Annotated in this window: 24 protein-coding genes; 12 read left to right on the top strand and 12 right to left on the bottom strand. The window is 70.0% G+C overall.

What is annotated here, in order from left to right:
• Window positions 1-44: 44 nt before the first annotated feature.
• Window positions 45-488, top strand: coding sequence for a VOC family protein (locus AAHF99_RS19510; protein WP_342166128.1), 444 nt, complete (start codon window positions 45-47; stop codon window positions 486-488).
• Window positions 489-505: 17 nt separating this feature from the next.
• On the opposite strand, the gene AAHF99_RS19505 is transcribed toward AAHF99_RS19510, so the two are convergent.
• A complete protein-coding gene (locus AAHF99_RS19505; protein ID WP_342166127.1) occupies window positions 506-949 on the bottom strand; it encodes a cyclic nucleotide-binding domain-containing protein in 444 nt (147 codons plus the stop codon).
• Window positions 950-1039: 90 nt separating this feature from the next.
• On the opposite strand from AAHF99_RS19505, the gene AAHF99_RS19500 reads away from it, so the two are divergent.
• Window positions 1040-1819, top strand: a complete 780-nt coding sequence (locus AAHF99_RS19500) for a thioredoxin domain-containing protein (protein WP_342166126.1) — start codon at window positions 1040-1042, stop codon at window positions 1817-1819.
• Window positions 1820-1825: 6 nt separating this feature from the next.
• Here AAHF99_RS19500 and AAHF99_RS19495 read toward each other — a convergent pair whose 3' ends face one another.
• Entirely contained in the window at window positions 1826-2023 is a 198-nt protein-coding gene (locus AAHF99_RS19495) for a hypothetical protein (protein ID WP_342166125.1), read from the bottom strand.
• Between the two features lie 190 nt (window positions 2024-2213).
• Here AAHF99_RS19495 and AAHF99_RS19490 point away from each other — a divergent pair, with 190 nt between their 5' ends.
• Window positions 2214-2402: a con-10 family general stress protein gene (locus AAHF99_RS19490; RefSeq protein WP_243953759.1), complete on the top strand. Its 189-nt coding sequence runs from the start codon at window positions 2214-2216 to the stop codon at window positions 2400-2402.
• Window positions 2403-2533: 131 nt separating this feature from the next.
• Here AAHF99_RS19490 and AAHF99_RS19485 read toward each other — a convergent pair whose 3' ends face one another.
• Window positions 2534-2893: a hypothetical protein gene (locus AAHF99_RS19485; RefSeq protein ID WP_342166124.1), complete on the bottom strand. Its 360-nt coding sequence runs from the start codon at window positions 2891-2893 to the stop codon at window positions 2534-2536.
• 378 nt (window positions 2894-3271) lie between these two features.
• Complete coding sequence (locus AAHF99_RS19480) at window positions 3272-4075, bottom strand: response regulator (RefSeq protein WP_243953757.1); 804 nt, start codon at window positions 4073-4075, stop codon at window positions 3272-3274.
• Window positions 4076-4392: 317 nt separating this feature from the next.
• On the opposite strand from AAHF99_RS19480, the gene AAHF99_RS19475 reads away from it, so the two are divergent.
• Window positions 4393-4602, top strand: coding sequence for a NepR family anti-sigma factor (locus AAHF99_RS19475; RefSeq protein ID WP_342166123.1), 210 nt, complete (start codon window positions 4393-4395; stop codon window positions 4600-4602).
• Between the two features lie 87 nt (window positions 4603-4689).
• Here AAHF99_RS19475 and AAHF99_RS19470 read toward each other — a convergent pair whose 3' ends face one another.
• Entirely contained in the window at window positions 4690-4866 is a 177-nt protein-coding gene (locus tag AAHF99_RS19470) for a DUF1328 domain-containing protein (protein ID WP_007568853.1), read from the bottom strand.
• A gap of 249 nt (window positions 4867-5115) precedes the next feature.
• On the opposite strand from AAHF99_RS19470, the gene AAHF99_RS19465 reads away from it, so the two are divergent.
• The 3 genes from AAHF99_RS19465 to AAHF99_RS19455 all read left to right on the top strand — a co-directional run bounded on the left by AAHF99_RS19465 (window position 5116) and on the right by AAHF99_RS19455 (window position 7428).
• A complete protein-coding gene (locus AAHF99_RS19465; RefSeq protein WP_342166122.1) occupies window positions 5116-5250 on the top strand; it encodes a hypothetical protein in 135 nt (44 codons plus the stop codon).
• Window positions 5251-5450: 200 nt separating this feature from the next.
• Window positions 5451-6437, top strand: coding sequence for a DUF2865 domain-containing protein (locus AAHF99_RS19460; protein WP_342166121.1), 987 nt, complete (start codon window positions 5451-5453; stop codon window positions 6435-6437).
• A 43-nt stretch (window positions 6438-6480) separates the two neighbouring features.
• A complete protein-coding gene (locus AAHF99_RS19455) occupies window positions 6481-7428 on the top strand; it encodes an MBL fold metallo-hydrolase (protein ID WP_342166120.1) in 948 nt (315 codons plus the stop codon).
• On the opposite strand, the gene AAHF99_RS19450 is transcribed toward AAHF99_RS19455, so the two are convergent.
• Complete coding sequence (locus tag AAHF99_RS19450) at window positions 7386-8165, bottom strand: DUF1499 domain-containing protein (protein WP_342166119.1); 780 nt, start codon at window positions 8163-8165, stop codon at window positions 7386-7388. The genes AAHF99_RS19455 and AAHF99_RS19450 overlap by 43 nt on opposite strands.
• Window positions 8166-8205: 40 nt before the next feature.
• Window positions 8206-10026 carry an AsmA family protein gene (locus AAHF99_RS19445; RefSeq protein WP_342166118.1) on the bottom strand — a complete coding sequence of 607 codons (1821 nt, stop codon included), beginning with the start codon at window positions 10024-10026 and terminating at the stop codon, window positions 8206-8208.
• 264 nt (window positions 10027-10290) lie between these two features.
• Here AAHF99_RS19445 and AAHF99_RS19440 point away from each other — a divergent pair, with 264 nt between their 5' ends.
• Both AAHF99_RS19440 and AAHF99_RS19435 read left to right on the top strand, forming a co-directional pair.
• Window positions 10291-11031: a CoA transferase subunit A gene (locus AAHF99_RS19440; protein WP_243953751.1), complete on the top strand. Its 741-nt coding sequence runs from the start codon at window positions 10291-10293 to the stop codon at window positions 11029-11031.
• A 20-nt stretch (window positions 11032-11051) separates the two neighbouring features.
• Entirely contained in the window at window positions 11052-11711 is a 660-nt protein-coding gene (locus AAHF99_RS19435; RefSeq protein ID WP_243953750.1) for a 3-oxoacid CoA-transferase subunit B, read from the top strand.
• Window positions 11712-11760: 49 nt separating this feature from the next.
• On the opposite strand, the gene AAHF99_RS19430 is transcribed toward AAHF99_RS19435, so the two are convergent.
• From AAHF99_RS19430 to AAHF99_RS19415, 4 genes are all read right to left on the bottom strand, one after another.
• Window positions 11761-12444: a metal ABC transporter permease gene (locus AAHF99_RS19430; protein ID WP_342166117.1), complete on the bottom strand. Its 684-nt coding sequence runs from the start codon at window positions 12442-12444 to the stop codon at window positions 11761-11763.
• 50 nt (window positions 12445-12494) lie between these two features.
• Window positions 12495-13196, bottom strand: a complete 702-nt coding sequence (locus tag AAHF99_RS19425) for a metal ABC transporter permease (RefSeq protein ID WP_342166116.1) — start codon at window positions 13194-13196, stop codon at window positions 12495-12497.
• 145 nt (window positions 13197-13341) lie between these two features.
• Window positions 13342-16041: an aconitate hydratase AcnA gene (gene acnA / locus AAHF99_RS19420; RefSeq protein ID WP_342166115.1), complete on the bottom strand. Its 2700-nt coding sequence runs from the start codon at window positions 16039-16041 to the stop codon at window positions 13342-13344.
• A 252-nt stretch (window positions 16042-16293) separates the two neighbouring features.
• A complete protein-coding gene (locus AAHF99_RS19415; RefSeq protein ID WP_342166114.1) occupies window positions 16294-17076 on the bottom strand; it encodes a tetratricopeptide repeat protein in 783 nt (260 codons plus the stop codon).
• A gap of 146 nt (window positions 17077-17222) precedes the next feature.
• Here AAHF99_RS19415 and AAHF99_RS19410 point away from each other — a divergent pair, with 146 nt between their 5' ends.
• The 3 genes from AAHF99_RS19410 (at window position 17223) to AAHF99_RS19400 (ending at window position 19339) form a co-directional block, all read left to right on the top strand.
• Window positions 17223-18620 carry a leucyl aminopeptidase family protein gene (locus AAHF99_RS19410; RefSeq protein WP_342166113.1) on the top strand — a complete coding sequence of 466 codons (1398 nt, stop codon included), beginning with the start codon at window positions 17223-17225 and terminating at the stop codon, window positions 18618-18620.
• A gap of 70 nt (window positions 18621-18690) precedes the next feature.
• Window positions 18691-18939 (top strand): DUF4160 domain-containing protein, encoded by a 249-nt coding sequence (locus tag AAHF99_RS19405; protein ID WP_342166112.1) that lies wholly within the window; start codon window positions 18691-18693, stop codon window positions 18937-18939.
• Window positions 18926-19339 carry a DUF2442 domain-containing protein gene (locus AAHF99_RS19400; protein WP_342166111.1) on the top strand — a complete coding sequence of 138 codons (414 nt, stop codon included), beginning with the start codon at window positions 18926-18928 and terminating at the stop codon, window positions 19337-19339. Before AAHF99_RS19405 ends, AAHF99_RS19400 begins: the two co-directional genes overlap by 14 nt.
• Here the strand turns inward: AAHF99_RS19400 and AAHF99_RS19395 are convergent.
• Window positions 19336-20508 carry a M20 aminoacylase family protein gene (locus AAHF99_RS19395; protein WP_342166110.1) on the bottom strand — a complete coding sequence of 391 codons (1173 nt, stop codon included), beginning with the start codon at window positions 20506-20508 and terminating at the stop codon, window positions 19336-19338. The genes AAHF99_RS19400 and AAHF99_RS19395 overlap by 4 nt on opposite strands.
• Between the last annotated feature and the right edge of the window lie 17 nt (window positions 20509-20525).

Genomic DNA, 20525 nt, shown 5'->3' with positions numbered 1-20525 from the left:
CCGCATCCGGCGCCCTAGATCATCCGGGCCGGTAGGAGCCCCCCATGCCCGAGACGCAGACGCAACCGAGCGAGACCGTCGAGGCCCCGGTCGTGGATCTCCGTCCGGCGATCCATCTCGACCATTGCGTCATCCATGTGAGCGATTGGGAGCGCTCGAACGCCTTCTACCGGGACGTGGTCGGCGCCGAGGTGATCGCGCGGGGCCCCGGCTTCGCCTACCGGTTCGGCGGCGTGCAGCTGAATTGCCACGGGCCGGGGGTGACGCCGGAGCCGGTGGCGGCGCAGCCGGTCCTGCCCGGCAACAGCGACCTGTGCTTCCGCTGGTCCGGGAGCATCGAGGAAGCCATGGCCCATCTCGAGGCGGCGGGCGTGCCGGTGGAACTCGGCCCCGTGGAGCGCCACGGCGCAGCGGGGGCCGGGCAGAGCGTCTATTTCCGCGATCCCGACGGATCGCTCCTCGAATTCATCACCTATCCGACATCATGAGGCGCGGGGCGGACGGATCAGCCCCGGCTTTCCGCGAGCGCTTGGTTCGTCTGTTCGAGGCGTGTCGCCAGGACGCGCATCAGCGCGATGCTGATTTGGGGGAACTGGGCCAGCAATTCGAGGAACACCCCCCGGTCGATGCGCAGGGCCGTGACGGCGGTCTCGGCCGTGATCGTCGCGGAGCGTGGCTGGTCCGCCAGGATGCCCATTTCGCCGACCAGCGCGTCGGCACCCAGCAGCGCGAGGCGTACCGGCCCCGCCGGGCCGTCGATGCTGACCTCCGCGCTGCCCTCCAGGATGACGTAGGCGGCGTCCGACACGTCGCCCCGCGCGAAGAAGCGCTGGCTGGGCTCGAAATGCACCCGCTCGCTGGTGAAGGCGAGGAGCTTGAGACGCGCCGGCTCCACCTCCCGGAACAGCGGGACTTGGCGGAGGGACGTTACCTCGGTGTCGAGGGTCATGCGATGCTCCGCGACCGGGAAGACGATCGGACGACGTCTCCTCGCCCGGCCCGTTCATCCATGCGGCTTGTCCGGTCTTTGTCCAGTCCCGTGCGTTTGCTGGCTCTGGCAGCCCTGTTCGCCATGGCCCCCGGCGGGTTCGCCGAGGCGCGCCTCGCCCGCGCCGAGCTCGACCGGGTGGCGCTGGCCCCCGCGCCCGGCGCGCGAGCGCCTCTCGACCTCCCCGTGACCGACGTTTTGACCGGTGAGACGACGCGGCTCGGCGCCGTGCTCGGCGGTCGCCCGGCCTTGCTCCTGCCGGTGGACTACACCTGCGGCAATGTCTGCGATCCGATGATCGGCCTGTCGGGGGACGCCCTCGCCAAGACCGGCCTCGATCCGAAGGACAGGCGCCTCGTTCTTGTGGGCATCGACCCGAAGGACGACGCGGCCACGGCAAGGGAGAGGATCGCCGCGATTTGGGGCGACCGGCCGGGGCAGCCCGTGACCCTCGTCGCGGATGCGGCCGGCATCACCCGGCTCACCGGAGACCTCGGCTACCGCTACGCCTACGACGAGGCCAGCGACAGCTTCGCGCATCCCGCCGCCGCGCTGCTCCTGACGGGGGACGGGCGTCTCGCCCGCGTCCTCTCGCCCCTCGCCCTCGACGGGAAGGATCTGCGCCTCGCCCTCACCGAAGCGGGCGAGGGACAGGTCGGCACCCTTTCCGACCGCCTCGCCCTGCTCTGCTATGGCTACGACGCGGCGAAGGGCGTCTATACGCCGCTGATCGCGCGCATCCTGACGGTGGCCGGGGTGGCGACGATCCTGGCCATCGCCGGCCTGATCCTCGTGCTCATCCGCGTTCGCCGGCGGCAGGAAGCCGCCTGATCCCCCTCAGCGCTTGGTGACGAGACCCTGCTTCTGGCCGTCGGGCGCGTCGCGCTTGGCGCTGGCGTTCGGCTGGGGTGAGTCGATCGGATCCTCGTGGGTGGTCGGACGGGCCGCATCCTCGGGCGCCGGCATGGCCGGGAGGGGCGCCTCGTTCGGGGCGACCGACTTGGCACCCGCGTTCACCATGTTGCGATTGGTCATCCGCTGAAATCCTGCGCTGCAACAAAACGGCCAATGCACGTGGGCCGCGATGTAGTCGCCAACGTTTTCGCGAGCGCGGCGGTTGCTGCCAAGCTCAGGTGCGGTTTCCGGCCTAGCTCGCAGGCCTAGCAGGAACCTTGGTTATTGCTGAAGGTTGTTGCCGAGTGCAGTGAAGCCTGAGGAGGAACTGATGGCATCCGGAAACTCGACCTCGAAGCGAGGCTTTGCCTCCATGGATATCGAGCGTCAGCGCGAAATCGCGAGCAAGGGCGGCCGCTCCGTGCCGGCCGAGAAGCGCTCGTTCTCGCAGGACCGCGAGCTGGCCTCGACCGCCGGCCGCAAGGGTGGCCAGTCCACGGGGACCGGTCGCGGCGAGTGATGTGTGAAGCGTAAGTTGCGTACGGCGCCGCGTCCCCTGGACCGGCGCCGTTTTCATATGTGCGGTCATCGTCCAGGCAATAAAAAAGCCCCGCTCGAAGCGGGGCTGTTTTTTGTCGGAGGAGGATGACGTCAGGAGATGCACCGGCCGGGCACCATCCGCCGGGCCTCGGGGCCGACGAGGGAGCTGAGCGGCGCCTCACAGCCTTCGCGCTGGAAGCGGCGGAAAGGCTTGGCGGGCATCGGGCCGGTGGGGATCTGCATCTCGCTCGCCACGGGGCCGCGAATGCCCTTGTCGATCCCCGCGACGCGGGTGGGGCTCAGGGCGAGGGAGGCGGGACGCATCCCCGGCAGGACCATCGGCGAGGCCGGGGTTGCCACCGGCATGGACGGGGAGAAACGGTCGGCCGTCTCGCGGACGACCGGCTGCGCGAGCACGGTGAGCAGAGCCGCCGGGGCACCGATCCCGAGAATGACACCAGACCGCCGCATCACCGTGACCTCACGAGGAGCTTGACAGGATGTTCTGATAACGCCGACTGCGTTATGCGGTTCCTCCACTGTCATGCTTCTTTAACGTGTCAGTATTCGCACTGCGCCGGGGACGGCGTGCGGAGCCGCACCCCCGGTATCCACAGCCCCGCCGTGTGACGCAAAAAACACGTCGCGAATTAAAAAGCGCGGAACCGGGGTGCCGTGGCGCCGTTTTGTCCTCACCCGGCCACTTGGTCCTCCCCGCATTCCCCTTGTGCATCGGCCGGAACCTCTTTGACGGGCTGGAGCGTGCTCCGGCCCGTTTCTTTATGTCCGGACACGAAAAAGCCCCGGCCGGGACCGGGGCTCTTGCCGAACGGTTGAGGTTCGGGTGGTTCAGGCCGACTTGGCCTCGCGGCGCCGGGCGGTCTGCTGGAAGAACAGCGCCTGGCTGATCACCGCCGACACGTTGGCCGGCTGGAACGGCTTGGCGATGAGGAAGGCCGGCTCGGGACGCTCCCCGGTGAGGAACCGCTCGGGATAGGCGGTGATGAAGATCACCGGCACCTCGAAGGTCTTCAGCAAGTCGTTCACCGCGTCGAGGCCCGACGAGCCGTCCGCCAGCTGAATGTCCGCCAGGATGAGGCCCGGACGGTTCTCGCTGTTGGCGATCTTCACCGCCTCGGTGCGGGTGCGGGCGACGCCGATCACGTTATGACCCAGGCCCTCGACCAGCGCCTCGAGATCCATCGCGATGAGCGGCTCGTCCTCAATGATGAGGATGCCGGTCGCCATGTCGGCGGCGAGTTCGCGCCCGGCCTCGTCCACCAGGTCGCGGACCTCGGCGACGTCCACGCCCAGGATCGTCGCAGCGTCCTCTTCCGAGAAGCCTTCGAGGCACGAGAGCAGGAAGGCCTGCCGGGGGAGCGGCGTGATCTGGCCGAGGCGGACTTCCGCCGGGAGATCGTGCTGCACCTGCTCGCTGCGGCCGTTCACCGAGAGCGAGTTCCAGATCCGGGTGAAGACGCGGAACAGGTCCGCCTTGATGTTGGTGCTGCGCCCGAGCGTATCCGGCTCGTTGACCAAGGTCTCCAGGGTCGCCGCCACATAGGCATCACCCGCCACTTGGCTGCCTGTCAGCGCACGCGCGTAGCGGCGCAGGTACGGCAGATGCTGCACCACGAGTTGCGATGTCGACATTCGTTCTACCTGTGCCTCGCCTTTGATCGCAGCCCCCGTCCCACCGCACTGGGTCGGAAAGGTGCCCGGACCGTGGCTATTTGGATCCTTGGCCTCCCGCCCAACGCGGCGACCGCGGCTCCGTTCCGCACAAAGCGGAACCGAACTGCGGAGCGGACGTTGCCGCCGAAGCCATGACGCAACTCGAGCCGCAGCACAATGTGGCCTTGTGAGAGCATGCAACAAGGGGCGCTTGGATGACGGTGGAGAGATCGGGAGAGGATCTCCGAAGCGGGATGTCCGTTGCCCGGGCCAATGGCGAGACGGTTGAAGGTGACATGTTGACCGAGAGACCGGAGAATGACGACCCCCAGGACCAGGGCGGCGAGCGGGAATCACGCAGGGCGGCGACGCTCTCGCCGCAGATCCGCGACCGCATCGCGCTCCAGTTGCGCTCGATGTACGATTCCGTGGCGAGCCAGCCCGTACCGGATCGGTTCGCCGACCTGATCGCCCGCCTCGATGCCAACGACCGCGAACCGGGCTGATCTTTATTGTCGTTTGTCCGTCCCAAAACGAAATGGGCCGCTCCGATGGAGCGGCCCTTTCCGTATGATCGCCGTGGCGACCCGTCGTTACAGTGTCGGCGAACGGCCGCGCATCAGGCCGACGACGGCCGAGATCGCGAAGAGAACGATCGCGACGAAGAACACCAGCTTCGCAGCTTCCATCGCGGTGCCGGCAATACCGCCGAACCCGAGCAGAGCGGCCACGAGGGCGACAACGAGGAAAGTGACGGCCCAACCAAGCATCTCGAAGATCCTTCTAAAGCTGCGGCACGTCCGAACGTCCGTGCTGTCATCGCCTTCAAAACGCCAAGTTTCAGCTACGGTTCCCGTTCTCGGAGCCATTGTGTCGCAACGTTTCGTGCATAACCCGCTGAGGAACAGTCGGCACCGGACGGCGTTCGTGAGAGGGTCAGGGGCGCCTTCGCGAGGTGAGCGATGCCGGATTTCGGGTTCACGACTGCACGCAAGGCACGGGCCTCTGGATTGGGCGCGGTGAAGACCCGTCTGTCCGGGCTCGGCAAGGCGATGGCCGACCTCGTGGACAGCATCGTGCGTGGCCTCGGGCCGCCGCCCGTGCTCCAGCCGATTCCTGTCCGCGTGCGCGACCGGCGTCGGGTCCGTAACTGAGCCCCGACCTCGCGACACGAAGACTGTCTTCGCGAATTTCTCGCCACCGAAATCAGTCATCGCCCTGCGTACGAGCGTCGGATTTTGGGACATCCCGCGAGGAATGCTCTTCATCCGTTGTTTACCGGTGTTGCCCGGCCGCGCCCTGCGCGCCTAAGTCGCGTGTCGCGGGATCGCGTGCGCTCCGGGGGATGAACGTGTTGCAGCTTTTGGGGGGACGTCGCCTCGTCGCGGCGCTCGCCGCCGGCATCGCGTCGGGCGGGAGCCGTCGCCGGATGCTCGGCACGGCCCTGGCCGGGCTGATCCTCGGCCTCGGCTCTGTCTCCGTGGGTAGCACCCTCGTCCAGGCCTCGGAGCGGGACGGGATCGCAGGCTTCTTCGAGATGCTGTTCGGGGGCGGCGCCTCGCGACAGGCCGAACTGCGCCCTCCGCCCCAGCCGACCCGCTACAACGCCCTGCCCCGCCCCAGGCTCGACCGCATCCCGAGGCGCGTCGTGCACACGCCCCGCCCGGAATCCTTCCGCTACGCGACCGCAGAGCGCCGCCGCGCCGTGAAGCGGACCGAGGTCGCGGCCCTGTCGCCCGGCCGGAGCGGCGACACCACGGTCTGCGTGCGCCGCTGCGACGGCTACCTGTTCCCCCTGGGCGCCCTGCACGACAGGGCCGACCTGCCCCTGCACCGGAGCGCCTGCGCCGCCGCCTGCCCAAACGCGGCGACGGAGGTCTTCACCCTCGCCGCCGGCGATGCGGAGTTGGAGCACGCCGTCGGCCCGAACGGGATGCCCTACCGCGCCTCGGCGCTTGCCAACGTCTACCGCCAGCGGCGGGTGACGGATTGCTCGTGCCAGCCCCTCGGCAAGGCGGTCCACGCCGCCCTCGAAGCCGACACGACCCTGCGCCCCGGCGACATCGTCGCCACGGGCACGAGCGCGCAGGTCGTCACCCGCGTCCGCGCCGGCCGGGTCGATCTGCGCGACTACCGCCGGGCCGCCATCGGCCGGGGCGAGATGCGGGCCATCGAGGCACGGGTCGGCACGATCCGCCGCGAGGCCGCCGCCCGCAGCTTCCGCCAGCAACTCCGCGCCGCCGAGCGCACGCCCATCGTGCAGGTGGCCGGCGCGGGGGACATCGCCCTGCCCGCAGCCCCGGCGCTCCGGGTCGTCACGCCCTCGCCCTACCGCCGCTGATAGGCCGGTCCCGCCTCCACGCGAAATGCGCTAGATGCGGGCCATGGCAGAGAGCGACGACACCACCCCCGCCCTGAATCCGGCCATGCCGGAGCCGGGCCGCCTCGATGCGGTCGCGCCGCTGATCCGGCGGCGGGTCGCGGGCAATCGCGGGCCGTTCACGGCCACGGGCACCTGCACCTACGTCGTCGGACACGGCCGGGTGGCGGTGATCGACCCCGGCCCCGACGAGGCCGCCCATCTCGACGGGCTGCTGGCCGACCTGTCGGGCGAGACCGTCGAGGCGATCCTCGTCACGCATACGCACAAGGATCATTCACCCGGCGCGCGGCGGCTCAAGGCCGCGACGGGGGCGCCGATCCTGGGCTGCGGCCCGCACCGCGCGGCGCGGCCCCTGGGCGAGGGCGAGATCCCGGCCCTCGACGCCAGCGCCGACCGCGAACACCGCCCCGACCGGGAACTGCGCGAGGGTGAGTCCGTCACCGGGCCGGGCTGGACGCTGACGGCGATCGAGACTCCCGGCCACACGATGAACCACCTCGCCTTCGCCTTCCCGGAGGCGGATGCGCTGTTCTCGGGCGATCACGTCATGGCGTGGTCCACCACCGTGGTCGCGCCGCCAGACGGCCAGATGCGCGCCTACATGGAGTCCCTCGACAAGCTGCGCGGACGCGGCGAGGCCGTCTACTGGCCCGGCCATGGCGGGCCGGTGCGCGAGCCCGCCCGCTTCGTGCGCGGCCTCGCCGGGCATCGCCGCCAGCGTGAGGCCGGCATCCGCGCCCGCCTCGCGGCCGGGGACGAGCACGTCGCCGCCATCGTGGCGGCGGTCTACCAGGGGCTCGATCCGCGCCTGCGCGGGGCGGCGGCGCTCTCGGTCTTCGCCCATTTGGAGGATCTGGTGTCACGCAGGCTCGTGGACTGCAAGGGCCCGCCCCTCCTGCACAGCCGCTATTTCGTGGCGAGCGCGAGGTTGGACACGTCGTCGAGATAGGCGCGGATGCGGTCGGCATTGCCGCCGAAGTCGCGGCTTCCGAGCCGGGAGGCCGAGCGCACGTCGATCCGCGCCCCGTCGGCGCGGGGGCGCACCCGCACGGTCACGTCGTCGGGCAGGTTGAGCACGAGCCCGCGGGCGATGGCGTCGATGCGCCCCTGCCCCATCCGTCCGCCGGGGCGGATCGCCTCCACGATCTGCCACTTCCGCTTCAGAGCCGCCTGCCGGGCGAGTTCGAACGCTTGGTCGGCGTCGATGTCGAGGGTGAGCGGCGCGATCTGCGGATAGGCCTTGCGCTGGATCTCCCGCGCGGCACGCGGCGGCTCGGGCGGGATGCGCCCGTCCCGCGCGGCGAAGGCGACGCGGGAGCGCGAGAAGGCCGGCGGCGAATCCGGGTCGGTGGAGATGTCGGACAGGGCGGGCAGCCGCGCCCCGCGCAGGCCCGCATAGGCCGGGTAGGCCAGCACGAGCAGGGCGAGGAACAGCCCGCCCAGGGCCGCGCCGAGCCCCCGCGCGCCCTCCCGCCAGACGCGGACGAAGGCGAAGGCCGCAGCCAGGATCGCAAGGACCGCCACGGACAGCCCCGCCGCCAGGGCGACGAGGGCGGCGGACACGTCGGCGCGCGGATCGCGCACGACGAGAAGCGCGATTCCCGTCGCGAGGAGCGAGAAGACCGCGAGGTGCCGGGCCAGGGGGCCGGCACGGGTAACGGGGTCCTCGACGAGCAGGCGGCGCATGGCTCTCCCTTACCCGGCGGCGGCCCCGTCTGCCAGACGGCTAAGGCGCGTAGGCGCGGATATCGACCGGCAGCCCCAAGGCCGCCGGCACCTGCAGGATGCCCCGCATCCGCGCGAAGGTGGAGGTCTGCCCCGCCGGGTCCTCCGCATCGCCGCGCTGCGCCTCCGTGGTCAGCGCGTCCCACGGGCCGGCGATGGCGATGCGCACCGTGCGGGCGCCGTCGAGCGACGGGCGCGGGGCCAGCAGCGCCATCATGTCGAGGCGCTGGCCCGGCAGCGAAAGCTGTCCCCGCAGGGTCGCGGCGACGCCCGCGCCGCGCAGATCCGCTTCCGTGATCTCGCCGATCCCGTCCGCGAAGCGCATGGCGATCATGGCCTTGTCGAAGCCGGTGCGCCCGTTCCGCCGGGCGAGCGCCCCCGGCGCGAGGCCGCCGTTGCGGTGGATGACATCCGAGAGGTCGAGCCCGGACAGCGCGCCGCCCTCGATGGAGACGCTCGCCTTGCCGCCGATCCCGGCGACGAGGGACGCCACGTCCTTGCCGTGGCTCTCCAGCGTGAACTGCCCCTGGAGCGGCCCCGTCACCCAGCGGCTGCCGCCGAGGTCGCTCATCAGCCCGCCGAGATCGACCTGATCGAGCCCGCCCTGGGCCTTCATCTCGGTCTCGGCCGGATCGGCGCCCCGGGCGAGGGTGAGCCGGCCCTTCAGGACCCCGTCCTTCAGCCGGGCGCGGTTGACCGCGACCTCCACGGCCGCGTCGCGGACGAGGACGCTGGCGGCGAGGTCCCCCAGGACGAGGGGGCCGACCTGCCCCTCGGAGGCCGACATGCGCAGGTCGAGGTCGCCCCGGCTGAGGGGGGCGAGGGCCACGGGGGCGCGGCCATCCGCGAACAGCTTCACCAGGGCGCCGGCCAGCGGCGCGAGGTCGAGCCTGTCGGCGGCGAGCGTCGCCTGGACCGAGAGGCGCGGCGCGTCTCCGCTGCCGAGGGAGAAGGCGCCCGCCCCCTCCATCGCCGTGCTGCCGGTCCCGATCCGCAGAATCGGCCAGGACACCACCCGGCCCTGCGCCTCGAACGCCCCTTCCAGACTGAAGGCGCTGGTGAGCGGGGCGAGCGGCGCGTCCCAGCCGAGCCAGGCCAGCGTCTCGGGCAGGGAGGTCGTCTCGAACCGGGCGCGGCCGGAGAGGGACGGCGAGCCCGCCGCCTCGGCGGGCAGGAGCGCCGTGCCGTCGAGGCTGAGCCCCCCGCCCGGCCACGTCGCCTCGGCGACGAACGGGCTGCCATGGCCGTCGATCAGATCGGACGGGCGCAGGCGCGACAGCGACAGCCGGGCCGGCACGCCGCGCCATGTCAGGCGGGCCGTAGCCGCGACGGAGCCGCTCCAGAACGGCCATGCGATGTCGAGTTCGAGGCCGCGCACCTCGTCGCCCGCGCCGACATCGGCCCCGGAGACGGTGACGCGGGGCGGGCGCTGTCCGATGCCGACACCTTCGCGGATGCGCGTGAGCGGGCTCGCCCAGGCGGTCCGCTCGGCGGAGAGCCGCCCGCCCTCGAAGCGCAGGCCGCCGATGGGCGAGCGGCCGGTGGCGAGGCCGACCGGGTCGATGTCGGCGGTGAGGTGGGCGTTGTCGATCAGAATCGGCCCGCTCGCATCCGCGATGCGCACCTCCCCGAGCGACACGGAGGGGAACGGCAGCAGCCGGAAGGAGGCGGGGCCGGAGGCCGTCAGGGTCAGGCCGTAGGCCGCGAGCGGCCGGTCCGCGAAGGCGACCGCCCGGTCCGTCCGCATCGGCCAATCACGCAGGCCGAGCCCGGCGACCGCGAGGGCGCCGATGGCGAGAAGGATGGTCGGGCGGCGCGACATCGGGCTCCGGAGAGGCCGCGCCGCGACGCGGCGAGAGAGCCGGCGCGGCCCGGCAGGGCTCGTCGAGTGTCCAAGCCCTTAACGGTTTCCGACGCTTTTGTCTGCCCGCGCCCCTCCCTCCCCGGAGGAACCTGTGATTCCCGTGCGTAACGGATCGGCCGCGCTGCCGCTCCGGGCACTGGACCCGGGGCCCGGAATGGGGAAGAGCAGGCCCGGATCATGCTTACCGGCTCGGCCGAAGCCGACGGGAGGAAGGACGGTTCGATGCGGAAGGTCTTTAAGGGTCCGACGGAGGCGCTCGCCGGTCTCCTGCGCGACGACATGATGATCATGTGCGGCGGCTTCGGCCTGTGCGGCATCCCCGACGAGTTGATCGACGCCGTCCAGGCGTCCGGCGTGAAGGGCCTCACCATCGTCTCCAACAATGCGGGCATCGACGGCGTCGGCCTCGGCAAGCTGCTGGAGACCCGTCAGGTCGCGAAGATGATCTCGTCCTACGTGGGCGAGAACAAGGAATTCGCCCGCCAGTATCTCGGCGGCGAACTCGAAATCGAGTTCAACCCGCAGGGCACGCTGGCCGAACGCATCCGCGCGGGCGGCGCCGGCATCCCGGCCTTCTTCACCAAGACCGGCTTCGGCACCAAGGTCGCCGAGGGCAAGGAGACCCGCCAGTTCGACGGCGAGGATTACGTGATGGAGCGCGGCCTGTTCGCCGACATCGCCCTGGTCCACGCCCATACCGGCGACACCGAAGGCAACCTCCGCTACCGGATGACCGCGCGCAACTTCAACCCGATGATGGCGACCGCTGCCAAGGTCACCATCGCGCAGGTCGAAAACCTCGTGCAGCCGGGCGAAATCGACCCGGACACGATCCACACGCCCGGCATCTTCGTGAAGCGGATCATCGCCGTGAACACCGGCGAGAAGCGCATCGAGCAGCGCACCACCCGCAAGCGCAACGACGCGACCCCGGCCGCCGCGGCCGGCGGCGGCACGCACTGATCGAGGGAGAGGAGACCACCATGGCCTGGACCCGCGAGCAGATGGCGGCGCGCGCCGCCAAGGAGCTGGAAGACGGCTTCTACGTGAATCTCGGCATCGGCATCCCGACGCTGGTGTCGAACTACATCCCCGAGGGCATGTCGGTGCAGTTGCAATCCGAGAACGGGATGCTCGGCATGGGCCCCTTCCCCTACGAGGGTGAGGAGGACCCGGACCTCATCAACGCCGGCAAGCAGACGATCACCGCCCTGCCGACGACGAGCTACTTCTCGTCCTCGGATTCCTTCGGGATGATCCGGGGCGGGCACATCAACCTGTCCATCCTCGGCGCCATGCAGGTGGCCCAGAACGGCGACCTCGCCAACTGGATGATCCCCGGCAAGATGGTGAAGGGCATGGGCGGCGCCATGGACCTCGTGGCCGGCGTCAAGCGGGTCGTGGTGGTGATGGAGCACGTCGCCAAGAACAAGGACGGCACCGAGAGCGCGAAGCTCCTGAAGGAATGCGACCTGCCGCTCACCGGCACGCATGTGGTCGATCTGGTGATCACCGACCTCGGCGTCTTCACCATCGACAAGAAGGGCGATGGCGGCATGACCCTGATCGAACTCGCCGATGGCGTCAGCGAGGAGGACATCCGCGCCAAGACCGAAGGCGATTACACGGTCGCGCTGAAGTAGTTGTCAAAAGGCCCTCTCCCCGCGCGCGGGGAGAGGGTGAATAGCCGGATTACATGGGCGGGGTCAGGCCGTCCTTGCCGACCGCCACGAGCTTGCCGTTGGCCTTGCCGCCATCCTTGTCGACCACCGCGAACACCTTCGCACCCGGCTTGAGGACGCTGTTGTCCGCCGGCTCGAAGGCCACGATCGGGGCCGAGGACGGGACGACGATCTGCTTCGAGCCGTCCTTGTCGTAGGTGACCGTGAGCGTCCGCTCACCGCCGGCCGCCGGCTTGTCCGCCTTCACGGTGCCGTTGGTCATCGCGCTCTTCACCTTCGGGCCGCCGGAGGTCTCGGCCTTCACGGTGCCGTTGGTCATCGCGCTCTTCACCTTGGCGCCGCCCGTGGCGGTGTGGTCGGTGATCGCGTCCCAGCCGTAATGGCCCTCGGCCGTGCCGCGCATCGACTCGGGGAACAGCACCACTTCGAGGGCGGTCATCGGGTTCTCGCCCTTCGTGGCGGTGCCGATGAAGGTGCCTTCCTTGATCTGGTCGAGGCTCGACGGAACCACGGACACGACCTTGGCGCCGGTCAGCGCGATGGTCTCGGTGCCGCCGGATTCGGTCTTGAGCGTGACCGAGCTGGCATCGGCCTTGTCGATGGTGCCGCGCACACGCTCGAGGGCCGAAGCGCCGGTGATGCCGGCCAGGGTGACGAGGCCGGCGGCGGCGAGGCGAAGGGAAACGAGTGTCATGGGTGATGGTCTCCGGTGAAAGGGATCGGGGGTTCGGGGGACCGAACGGGTCACATCGGCGGGGTCAGGCCGTCCTTGCCGACTGCGACGCGGGTGGCGGTGAGATTGCCGTCGGTGCGCGTGGCGACCACGAACACCTTCGCGCCCTTGCTGAGGGCGTTTCGCCCGGTGGGCTCGAAGGTTACGACCGGTGCGGACGGGGGCACGAGGATCGTGCTCGACTGGCCGCCGTAATTGACGGTGAGCGTCTTGGTGCCGTCCTTGCCGGCTTCGGCCTTCACCGTGCCGTTGGTCATGGCGCTCTTGACCTTCGGGTGAGCGGCGCTCCCCGTGGTCTCGGCCTTCACGGTGCCGTTGGTCATGGCGCTCTTCACCTTGGAACCGCCGGCGGCCGTGGTGTCGGCGATCTCGTCCCAGGGGTATTGCCCCTCGCCGGTGCCACGCATGGCCTCGGGGAACAGCACCACTTCGAGGGCGGTCATCGGGTTCTCGCCCTTGGTGGCGGTGCCGATGAAGGTGCCTTCCTTGATCTGGTCCAGGCTCGCCGGGATCACCCACGACACCTTGGCGTCGTCCGCCAGCGCCACGCGCTCGGTCTTGCCGTCGCGGGTCGTCAGGGTGAGGGCGTTCGGCTCGACCGACTCGATCGTGCCCCGCAACCGCTCGGGCGGGGCGGCCTGGGCGATGGCCGTCAGACCAAAGAACCCGGCGACGGCGATACCGGCAAGCGTTGTCCTCGCGAATGACGTCATGAATCATGTCCTGGCTGCGGGACCAGAACATGGGGCGCGTCCGAACGGCGACAAGCTTGCGCGCGATTGATCTGCCCGCACCGTCACGGCACGAAAAAGGGGCGGCGCCAGCGGCACCGCCCCCTTCGTCACATCGGATCGTGCCTTACGCCGCGAGCGAGCGCAGCACGTAAGGCAGGATGCCGCCGTTGCGGAAGTATTCGAGTTCGTCGAGCGTATCGATGCGGCAGGTCAGCGGGACCTGCTTCACCGAACCGTCCGAGGACTTGATCTCGGCGGTCAGGGTCTGGCGCGGCTTCAACTCGCCCGACAGGCCCTTGATGGTGACGGTCTCGTCGCCCTTGAGGCCGAGCGAATCCCAGCTGGTGTCGCCCTGGAAGACCAGGGGGACGACGCCCATCCCGACGAGGTTCGAGCGGTGGATGCGCTCGAAGCTCTCGGCGATCACGGCGCGGATGCCGAGCAGCTTGGTGCCCTTGGCCGCCCAATCGCGCGAGGAACCGGTGCCGTATTCCTTGCCGGCGAAGACGACCAGCGGCGTGCCCTCGGCGGCGTACTTCTGCGCCGCGTCGTAGATGAACATCTTCTCGCCGGTGGGCTGGTAGAGGGTGTAGCCGCCCTCGACCACGTTGCCCGACGGATCGCGGACCATCTGGTTCTTGATGCGGATGTTGGCGAAGGTGCCCCGCATCATCACCTCGTGGTTGCCGCGCCGCGTGCCGTACTGGTTGAAGTCCTGCACGCGCACCTGATGCGATTGCAGGTATTCACCGGCCGGCGAGGCCGCGCGGATGTTGCCGGCGGGCGAGATGTGGTCCGTCGTGATCGAGTCGAGGAACAGGCCGAGGATGCGCGCGCCCTCGATGTCCGTGACCGGCGCCGGGGTCTTCTGCATGCCGACGAAGTAGGGCGGGTTCTGCACGTAGGTCGAGCCGCCGTTCCAGGCGAAGGTCTCGGCCTCCGTCACCTCGACGCCCTTCCAGTTGTCGTCACCGCCGAACACGTCGGCGTAGCGGCTCTTGAACAGCGCGGACGAGATGGTCTTCTCGATGAAGCTCTGGATCTCGGCGGCCGAGGGCCAGATGTCCTTGAGGTAGACCGGCTGGCCGTCCGACCCCGTGCCCAGCGGCTCCGTGGTCAGGTCGATCTGCATCGAGCCGGCGAGCGCGTAGGCGACGACCAGCGGCGGCGAGGCGAGGTAGTTCGCCCGCACGTCGGGGTTCACCCGGCCCTCGAAGTTGCGGTTGCCCGAGAGCACCGCGGCGGCCACGACGTCGTTGTCGTTGATCGCCTTCGAGACGGCCGCCGGCAGCGGGCCGGAATTGCCGATGCAGGTGGTGCAGCCGAAGCCGACGAGGTTGAAGCCGAGCGCGTCCAGGCTGTCCTGAAGGCCCGCCTTCTCGAGGTACTCGGCCACGACCTGCGAGCCGGGCGCCAGCGAGGTCTTCACCCACGGCTTGGAGCGCAGGCCCTTGGCGACCGCGTTGCGGGCGAGCAGGCCGGCACCGATCATCACGCTCGGGTTCGAGGTGTTGGTGCAAGAGGTGATCGCCGCGATCACCACGTCACCGTGGCCGAGGTCGAAGTTGGTGCCCTCGACCGGGAAGCGGCCGGAGATGTCGCCGCCCTTCTTGAACTCGCTCTGCATCGAGCCGGCGAAGCCGGTCTTGGCATCGGAGAGCAGCACCCGGTCCTGCGGGCGCTTCGGGCCGGCGAGCGAGGGCTGCACCGTGCCCATGTCGAGTTCGAGGGTGTCGGTGAAGACCGGGTCCGGGGTCTGGGCGTCGCGCCACATGCCCTGCGCCTTGGCGTAGGCTTCCACGAGGGCGATCCGGTCGTCGGCCCGGCCAGTGACCTTCAGGAAGTCGATGGTCTTCTGGTCGATCGGGAAGAAGCCGCAGGTGGCGCCGTATTCCGGGGCCATGTTGGAGATGGTCGCCCGGTCGGCGACCGCCATGTCGTCGAGGCCGGGGCCGTAGAACTCCACGAACTTGCCGACCACGCCCTTCTTGCGCAGCATCTGCGTGACGGTGAGCACGAGGTCGGTGGCGGTGGTGCCCTCGGGCAGCTTGCCCGACAGCTTGAAGCCGACGACCTCAGGGATCAGCATGGAGAGCGGCTGGCCCAGCATGGCCGCCTCGGCCTCGATGCCGCCCACGCCCCAGCCGAGCACGGCGAGGCCATTCACCATCGTGGTGTGCGAATCGGTGCCGACGAGGGAATCCGGGTAGGCGATCTCCTCGCCGCCTTCCGTCTTCGTCCAGACGGTCTGCGACAGGTATTCGAGGTTCACCTGGTGGCAGATGCCGGTGCCCGGGGGCACGACGGAGAAGTTGTCGAAGGCCGACTGGCCCCACTTCAGGAAGGTGTAGCGCTCGCCGTTGCGGGCGTATTCGAGGGTGACGTTCTCGCCGAGCGCCTTCGGCGTGCCGAACTCATCGACGATGACCGAGTGGTCGATCACGAGGTCGACGGGCACGAGCGGGTTGATCTTCTGCGGGTCGCCGCCGAGCGCCACCATCGCATCGCGCATCGCGGCGAGATCGACCACCGCCGGCACGCCGGTGAAGTCCTGCATCAGCACGCGGCTCGGACGGAAGGCGATCTCGACCTCGGCCTTGCCCTTCTGCTCCAGCCAGCCCACGGCGGCGGCCACGTCGGCCTTCTTGACCGAGCGGTCGTCCTCGAACCGCAGGAGGTTCTCCAGGATCACCTTCATGGAGAAGGGCAACGCGGTGGCGGAGGCGAGGCCGTTCTTCTCGGCTTCGGGGATCGAGTAATAGGTGTAGGTCTTGCCCCCGGCGCTCAGCGTCTGGCGGGCCTTGAAGCTGTCGAGAGATGCCACGGCTGGTCGTATCCTCGCTGCGAATTGATCGAACACGCGCAGGCATAACCCGCGCCACGACGGTGTTCGGCCTGTGAAGCGCCCGACGGGCGCGCGCCGCCCCGGGAGTGCCCGGATCGAACGGTGCGCGGGGGGCGATTTGGACGCCCTGAATGCCGCGCGGCGCAGCCGTGGCCCGTATAGAACGTTTCGAATGTGCCCGCTACAGGGGCATGATGACACCAGCGGGAGGGTGTCGTGCGTGGCGGGACTTCAGCCCCGCTGCGCCTTCGCCAAGCCTTCCTTGAACTTGTTCGGCGAGGCGGCGAGGCGGCGAAGGGCCGCGACGTTGGCGGCGGCTTCCTCGGGGCCCATGTCCTGACGAAGCACCGTCTCGGCCTCCGCGTAGCGCCCCTTCAAGCCGAGCACGAGGGCAAGGTTCGCCCGCATCTTCGCGTCGGCGCCGGGCAGGGAGACGGCCAGCCGCATCGTCTCCTCGGCCTTGTCGAGATCGCGCGACAGCGCATAGGACAGGCCGAGATTCGACAGGAGCGAGGGCTCGTTCGGGCGGATCTTCAGCGCGGCCTCGTAGAAGCCCTGCGCGCGGGCCTGATCGCCCATCTGCGCCGAGGCCGAGCCTTCGGCCGAGAGGATCCGCCAATCGGGATTGGCCGGGGTGTGGGCGTTGGACAGGACGTCCAGCGCCTCGCGGTAGCGCCCGGCCTCCACCAGCGACTTGCCGTAGGCGCCGAGGATCACCGTATCCTTCGGGTTGCGCAGGGCAGCCTGCTGCAGGACGGCGCTCGCCTGGGTGATCTGGTCAGTGGCCCGCAGGGCGCGGGCGTAGCGGAAGGCGGTGCGGGCATCGCCCGGATTGGCCTTGTAGGCCTCCGCGAGACCGTCGAGGTCGCGGCGGGCCGAGGCGGCGGCTGCGGCGGTGGGGCTGACGGCGCCCAGGGAGCCCGTGGTCTCGGGGCCTTCGGTGTTGCAGGCGCCGAGCGCGAGGGCGACAGCGAGGACGGCGAACCCGCGACGGGCATTCGAGGCCGAGATCATCTTACGCTCCGCACGCACTCGGACGACGGCGGCCCGGATCGAGCGGACCGCGCTTCTCCGTCCCGTCGTGGCGGTGATAGACCGTTAAGCCTAATCCGGGGTTAAGGGCGCGGCGGGCGCCCACCCGACACAGCGTGCGAGGGTCCATGAGTCATTCCGCAGCGGCGCAGACCAGCTCCATCGCCGAGCTTCTGCCGGCCGACACGCCCGCCATCGGCGTGACCTGCCTGCGCGCCAGCGGCTGGGAGGACGACCTGACCGCGACCGAACGGGCCTTCGCCTGGGCGACGGGCTTCAGCGCCAAGGCCGGCAGCCTCGCCTACCTGCCGGCGGCGGATGGAAGCCTGTCGCGGGTGCTGTTCGGCCTCGGCGACCCGGACGCACCGGGCGCCGACCCGCTGATCGCCGGGCGCCTGCCCACGATGCTCCCGGTGGGCGCCTATCACCTCGACGGCGCGCCGGACCCCACCACCGCGACCCTGGCGTGGCTTCTCGGCAGCTACCGCTTCGACCGGTACCGCAAGGGTGACGGCGCGAAGGCCTGCCTCGTGACGCCAGAGGGCATCGACGGGGCGGAGGTGACGCGCATCGCCAGAGCGGTGGCCCTGGGCCGCGACCTCGTGAACACGCCGGCCAACGACCTCGGCCCGGCCGAGATCGAGACCGCCGCCCGTGCCCTCGCGGAGCGCCACGGCGCGGCGATCCGCGTGGTGCAGGGCGACGAGCTGGCGCGCGAATTCCCCCTGATCCAGGCCGTGGGCGAGGCGGCGACGCGCCCTCCCCGCCTCATCGACCTGACTTGGGGGCCTGAGGATGCGCCGCGCGTGACGCTGGTGGGCAAGGGCGTGGCCTTCGACACGGGCGGGCTCGACATCAAGCCCTCCGCGGCCATGCTCCTGATGAAGAAGGACATGGGCGGCTCCGCCGTCGCCCTGGCGACGGCCGACATGGTGATGGGCGCGGGGCTGAACCTGCGCCTGCGCGTCCTGATCCCGGCGGTGGAGAATGCTGTGGCGGGCAACGCTTTCCGCCCCGGCGACGTGCTGCGCAGCCGCGCCGGCCTCACGGTGGAGATCGGCAACACCGACGCCGAGGGCCGCCTGATCCTCGCCGACGCCCTGGCGCTGGCGGATGCGGAGGCGCCCGACCTGATCCTCGACTTCTCGACCCTGACCGGCGCGGCCCGCGTCGCCCTCGGCCCCGACCTGCCGGCGTTCTTCACCGAGGACGAGGCCCTGGCGCAGGAGGTGGCGCAGGCCGGCGCGCGGGCGATCGACCCGATCTGGCGGATGCCCCTGCATCAGCCCTACGCGTCGATGCTCGATTCGAAGATCGCCGACCTGAACAACGTGTCGAACGGCCCCTTCGCCGGGGCGATCACGGCGGCCCTGTTCCTGCGCCGCTTCGCCCCCAAGACGAAGCGCCACGGCCATTTCGACCTCTACGGCTGGAACCCCTCCTCGAAGCCCGCCCGCCCCGAAGGCGGCGAGGTGCAGACCGCGCGGCTGGCCTACGCGCTGTTGAAGGGGCTTTATGGGGGGTGAGGAACGCTAAACCTGGGGGCAGGTCCCGGGTATAATTTCCCAGACGAGCGCAGTTTGATAGCGATCGGGCATGCCGGTCGTCTATCGATTCGATGGGTTGCGCGTGGTCATCTATCCGAACGACCACCGCCCCGCCCATGTCCACGTGAAGGGTTCGGAGGGTGAAGCCGTCTTCATCCTGCACTGCCCCAATGGACCGCCGAGCCTGCGTGAAAGTTTCGGCTTCAATCGGCGTGATCTCGGTCAGATCATTGACGAGGTGGCTGGGGTGCTCGCAATCTTATGCGCGGAATGGAGTGCCATTCATGGCCGTCACTGAGCAGGATGTCAGACAGGCCGAGGAGCGGATGGCCACCCTGCGGCGGAACGGCTTCGCCCTGTCGGCGCGCTACGACAGGGAGGCCGACCGCATCGTCATCGAACTGAGCACGGGCGTTCAGGTCGCCTTCCCGCCACGCCTTGCCGAGGGGCTGGCGGAGGCAGGACCCGGCGACCTCGCTGTCATCGAGATCAGCCCATCCGGTCTCGGTCTGCACTGGCCCACACTCGATGCCGACCTCTACGTGCCCGCCGTCCTTCAAGGCACCCTGGGATCGGAAGGCTGGATGGCGGCACAACGCGGGACCGCAGGAGGCCGCCCCCGCTCTGGCGTGAAGGCTGCGCCTGTGCGGGAGAACGGCCGCAAGGGTGGGCGACCGCCCAAGGCCGTTGCCAACTAACTTCCCAAAGGCAACCCGGTCTCGATCAGCCGTGCCCAGAGGGCGGCGCCGTAGGGGGCGGCTTCGTCGTTGAAGTCGTAGAGGGGGTGGTGCAGCGAGGCGCTGTCGCCGTTGCCGATGAACATGTAGGCGCCGGGCCGGCGGCCGAGCATGTAGGAGAAATCCTCAGCCGTCATCATCGGCGCCACCGCGCGGTCGACCCGCTCCGGCCCGACCAGCGCTTCCGCGACGCCGGCCATGAAATCGGTCTCAGCGGGGTGGTTCTCGGTGACCGGATAGCTCGCCCCGTATTCCACCCGGCCCGTCGCGCCGAAGCCCGCCGCGATGTCGCGCACCAGCGTCTCCAGCCGGGCCTTCACCGAAGTACGAACCGCCTGCGAGAGGGTGCGCATCGTGCCGCGCATGGTCACGCTCTGCGGCAAGACGTTGAACGCCTCGCCGGCATCCAGCGCGCAGACCGAGACCACCGCCGATTGCAGCGGGTCGAGGTTGCGCGAGACGATCGTCTGCAGGGCGATGATGACGTGGCTCGCCACCAGCACGCTGTCGATGGCGTTGTGCGGCAGGGCGGCGTGGCCGCCACGCCCCTCGATGGTGATGATGAACCGGTCGGTGGAGGCCATGATCGGGCCAGGCCGCACGGCGAAGGTGCCGACGGCCATGCCGGGGATGTTGTGCATCCCGTAGACCGATTCGATGCCGAACCGCTCCATCAACCCGTCCTCGACCATCGCCTCGCCGCCGCCCCCGCCCTCCTCGGCGGGCTGGAAGATCAGCACGGCGCTGCCGTCGAACGCGCGCGTGGCAGCGAGGTAATGCGCGGCCCCGAGCAGCATCGCCATGTGCCCGTCATGGCCGCAGGCGTGCATCTTGCCCGGCACGGTTGAGCGGTAGGGCAGATCGCGCACTTCCTGGATCGGCAAGGCGTCCATGTCGGCGCGCAGGCCGATGGCGCGGTTCGAGCCGCGGCCCCGTCCCCGCACCACCCCCACCACCCCGGTGCGGCCGATGCCCGTGGCGACCTCGTCGCAGCCGAACTCGCGCAGGCGCGCCGCGACGAACTCTGCCGTGCGCTCCACGTCGTAGAGCAGTTCGGGATGGGCGTGCAGCGTGCGCCGCCACGCCGTCATCGGGGCGGACAGGGCTTGGATCGGTGCGGGGACGGGCATGCCGGCCTGGAGGGGTT

It is taken from the genome of Methylobacterium litchii (assembly GCF_038442315.1).
GTDB lineage: Bacteria > Pseudomonadota > Alphaproteobacteria > Rhizobiales > Beijerinckiaceae > Methylobacterium > Methylobacterium litchii.
This window is presented reverse-complemented; position numbering and strand designations above follow the sequence as displayed.

Bases quoted from the DNA above. Each gene is read 5' to 3' on its own strand.
- AAHF99_RS19505 (WP_342166127.1), bottom strand. From the start codon at position 949: ATGACCCTCGACACCGAGGTAACGTCCCTCCGCCAAGTCCCGCTGTTC.
- AAHF99_RS19400 (WP_342166111.1), top strand. From the start codon at position 18,926: ATGGCCGTCACTGAGCAGGATGTCAGACAGGCCGAGGAGCGGATGGCC.
- AAHF99_RS19445 (WP_342166118.1), bottom strand. From the start codon at position 10,026: ATGTCGCGCCGCCCGACCATCCTTCTCGCCATCGGCGCCCTCGCGGTC.
- AAHF99_RS19435 (WP_243953750.1), top strand. From the start codon at position 11,052: ATGGCCTGGACCCGCGAGCAGATGGCGGCGCGCGCCGCCAAGGAGCTG.
- AAHF99_RS19415 (WP_342166114.1), bottom strand. From the start codon at position 17,076: ATGATCTCGGCCTCGAATGCCCGTCGCGGGTTCGCCGTCCTCGCTGTC.
- AAHF99_RS19405 (WP_342166112.1), top strand. From the start codon at position 18,691: ATGCCGGTCGTCTATCGATTCGATGGGTTGCGCGTGGTCATCTATCCG.
- AAHF99_RS19395 (WP_342166110.1), bottom strand. From the start codon at position 20,508: ATGCCCGTCCCCGCACCGATCCAAGCCCTGTCCGCCCCGATGACGGCG.
- AAHF99_RS19425 (WP_342166116.1), bottom strand. From the start codon at position 13,196: ATGACGTCATTCGCGAGGACAACGCTTGCCGGTATCGCCGTCGCCGGG.
- AAHF99_RS19440 (WP_243953751.1), top strand. From the start codon at position 10,291: ATGCGGAAGGTCTTTAAGGGTCCGACGGAGGCGCTCGCCGGTCTCCTG.
- AAHF99_RS19490 (WP_243953759.1), top strand. From the start codon at position 2,214: ATGGCATCCGGAAACTCGACCTCGAAGCGAGGCTTTGCCTCCATGGAT.
- AAHF99_RS19455 (WP_342166120.1), top strand. From the start codon at position 6,481: ATGGCAGAGAGCGACGACACCACCCCCGCCCTGAATCCGGCCATGCCG.
- AAHF99_RS19410 (WP_342166113.1), top strand. From the start codon at position 17,223: ATGAGTCATTCCGCAGCGGCGCAGACCAGCTCCATCGCCGAGCTTCTG.
- AAHF99_RS19480 (WP_243953757.1), bottom strand. From the start codon at position 4,075: ATGTCGACATCGCAACTCGTGGTGCAGCATCTGCCGTACCTGCGCCGC.
- AAHF99_RS19450 (WP_342166119.1), bottom strand. From the start codon at position 8,165: ATGCGCCGCCTGCTCGTCGAGGACCCCGTTACCCGTGCCGGCCCCCTG.
- AAHF99_RS19485 (WP_342166124.1), bottom strand. From the start codon at position 2,893: ATGCGGCGGTCTGGTGTCATTCTCGGGATCGGTGCCCCGGCGGCTCTG.
- AAHF99_RS19430 (WP_342166117.1), bottom strand. From the start codon at position 12,444: ATGACACTCGTTTCCCTTCGCCTCGCCGCCGCCGGCCTCGTCACCCTG.
- AAHF99_RS19495 (WP_342166125.1), bottom strand. From the start codon at position 2,023: ATGACCAATCGCAACATGGTGAACGCGGGTGCCAAGTCGGTCGCCCCG.
- AAHF99_RS19470 (WP_007568853.1), bottom strand. From the start codon at position 4,866: ATGCTTGGTTGGGCCGTCACTTTCCTCGTTGTCGCCCTCGTGGCCGCT.
- AAHF99_RS19475 (WP_342166123.1), top strand. From the start codon at position 4,393: ATGTTGACCGAGAGACCGGAGAATGACGACCCCCAGGACCAGGGCGGC.
- AAHF99_RS19510 (WP_342166128.1), top strand. From the start codon at position 45: ATGCCCGAGACGCAGACGCAACCGAGCGAGACCGTCGAGGCCCCGGTC.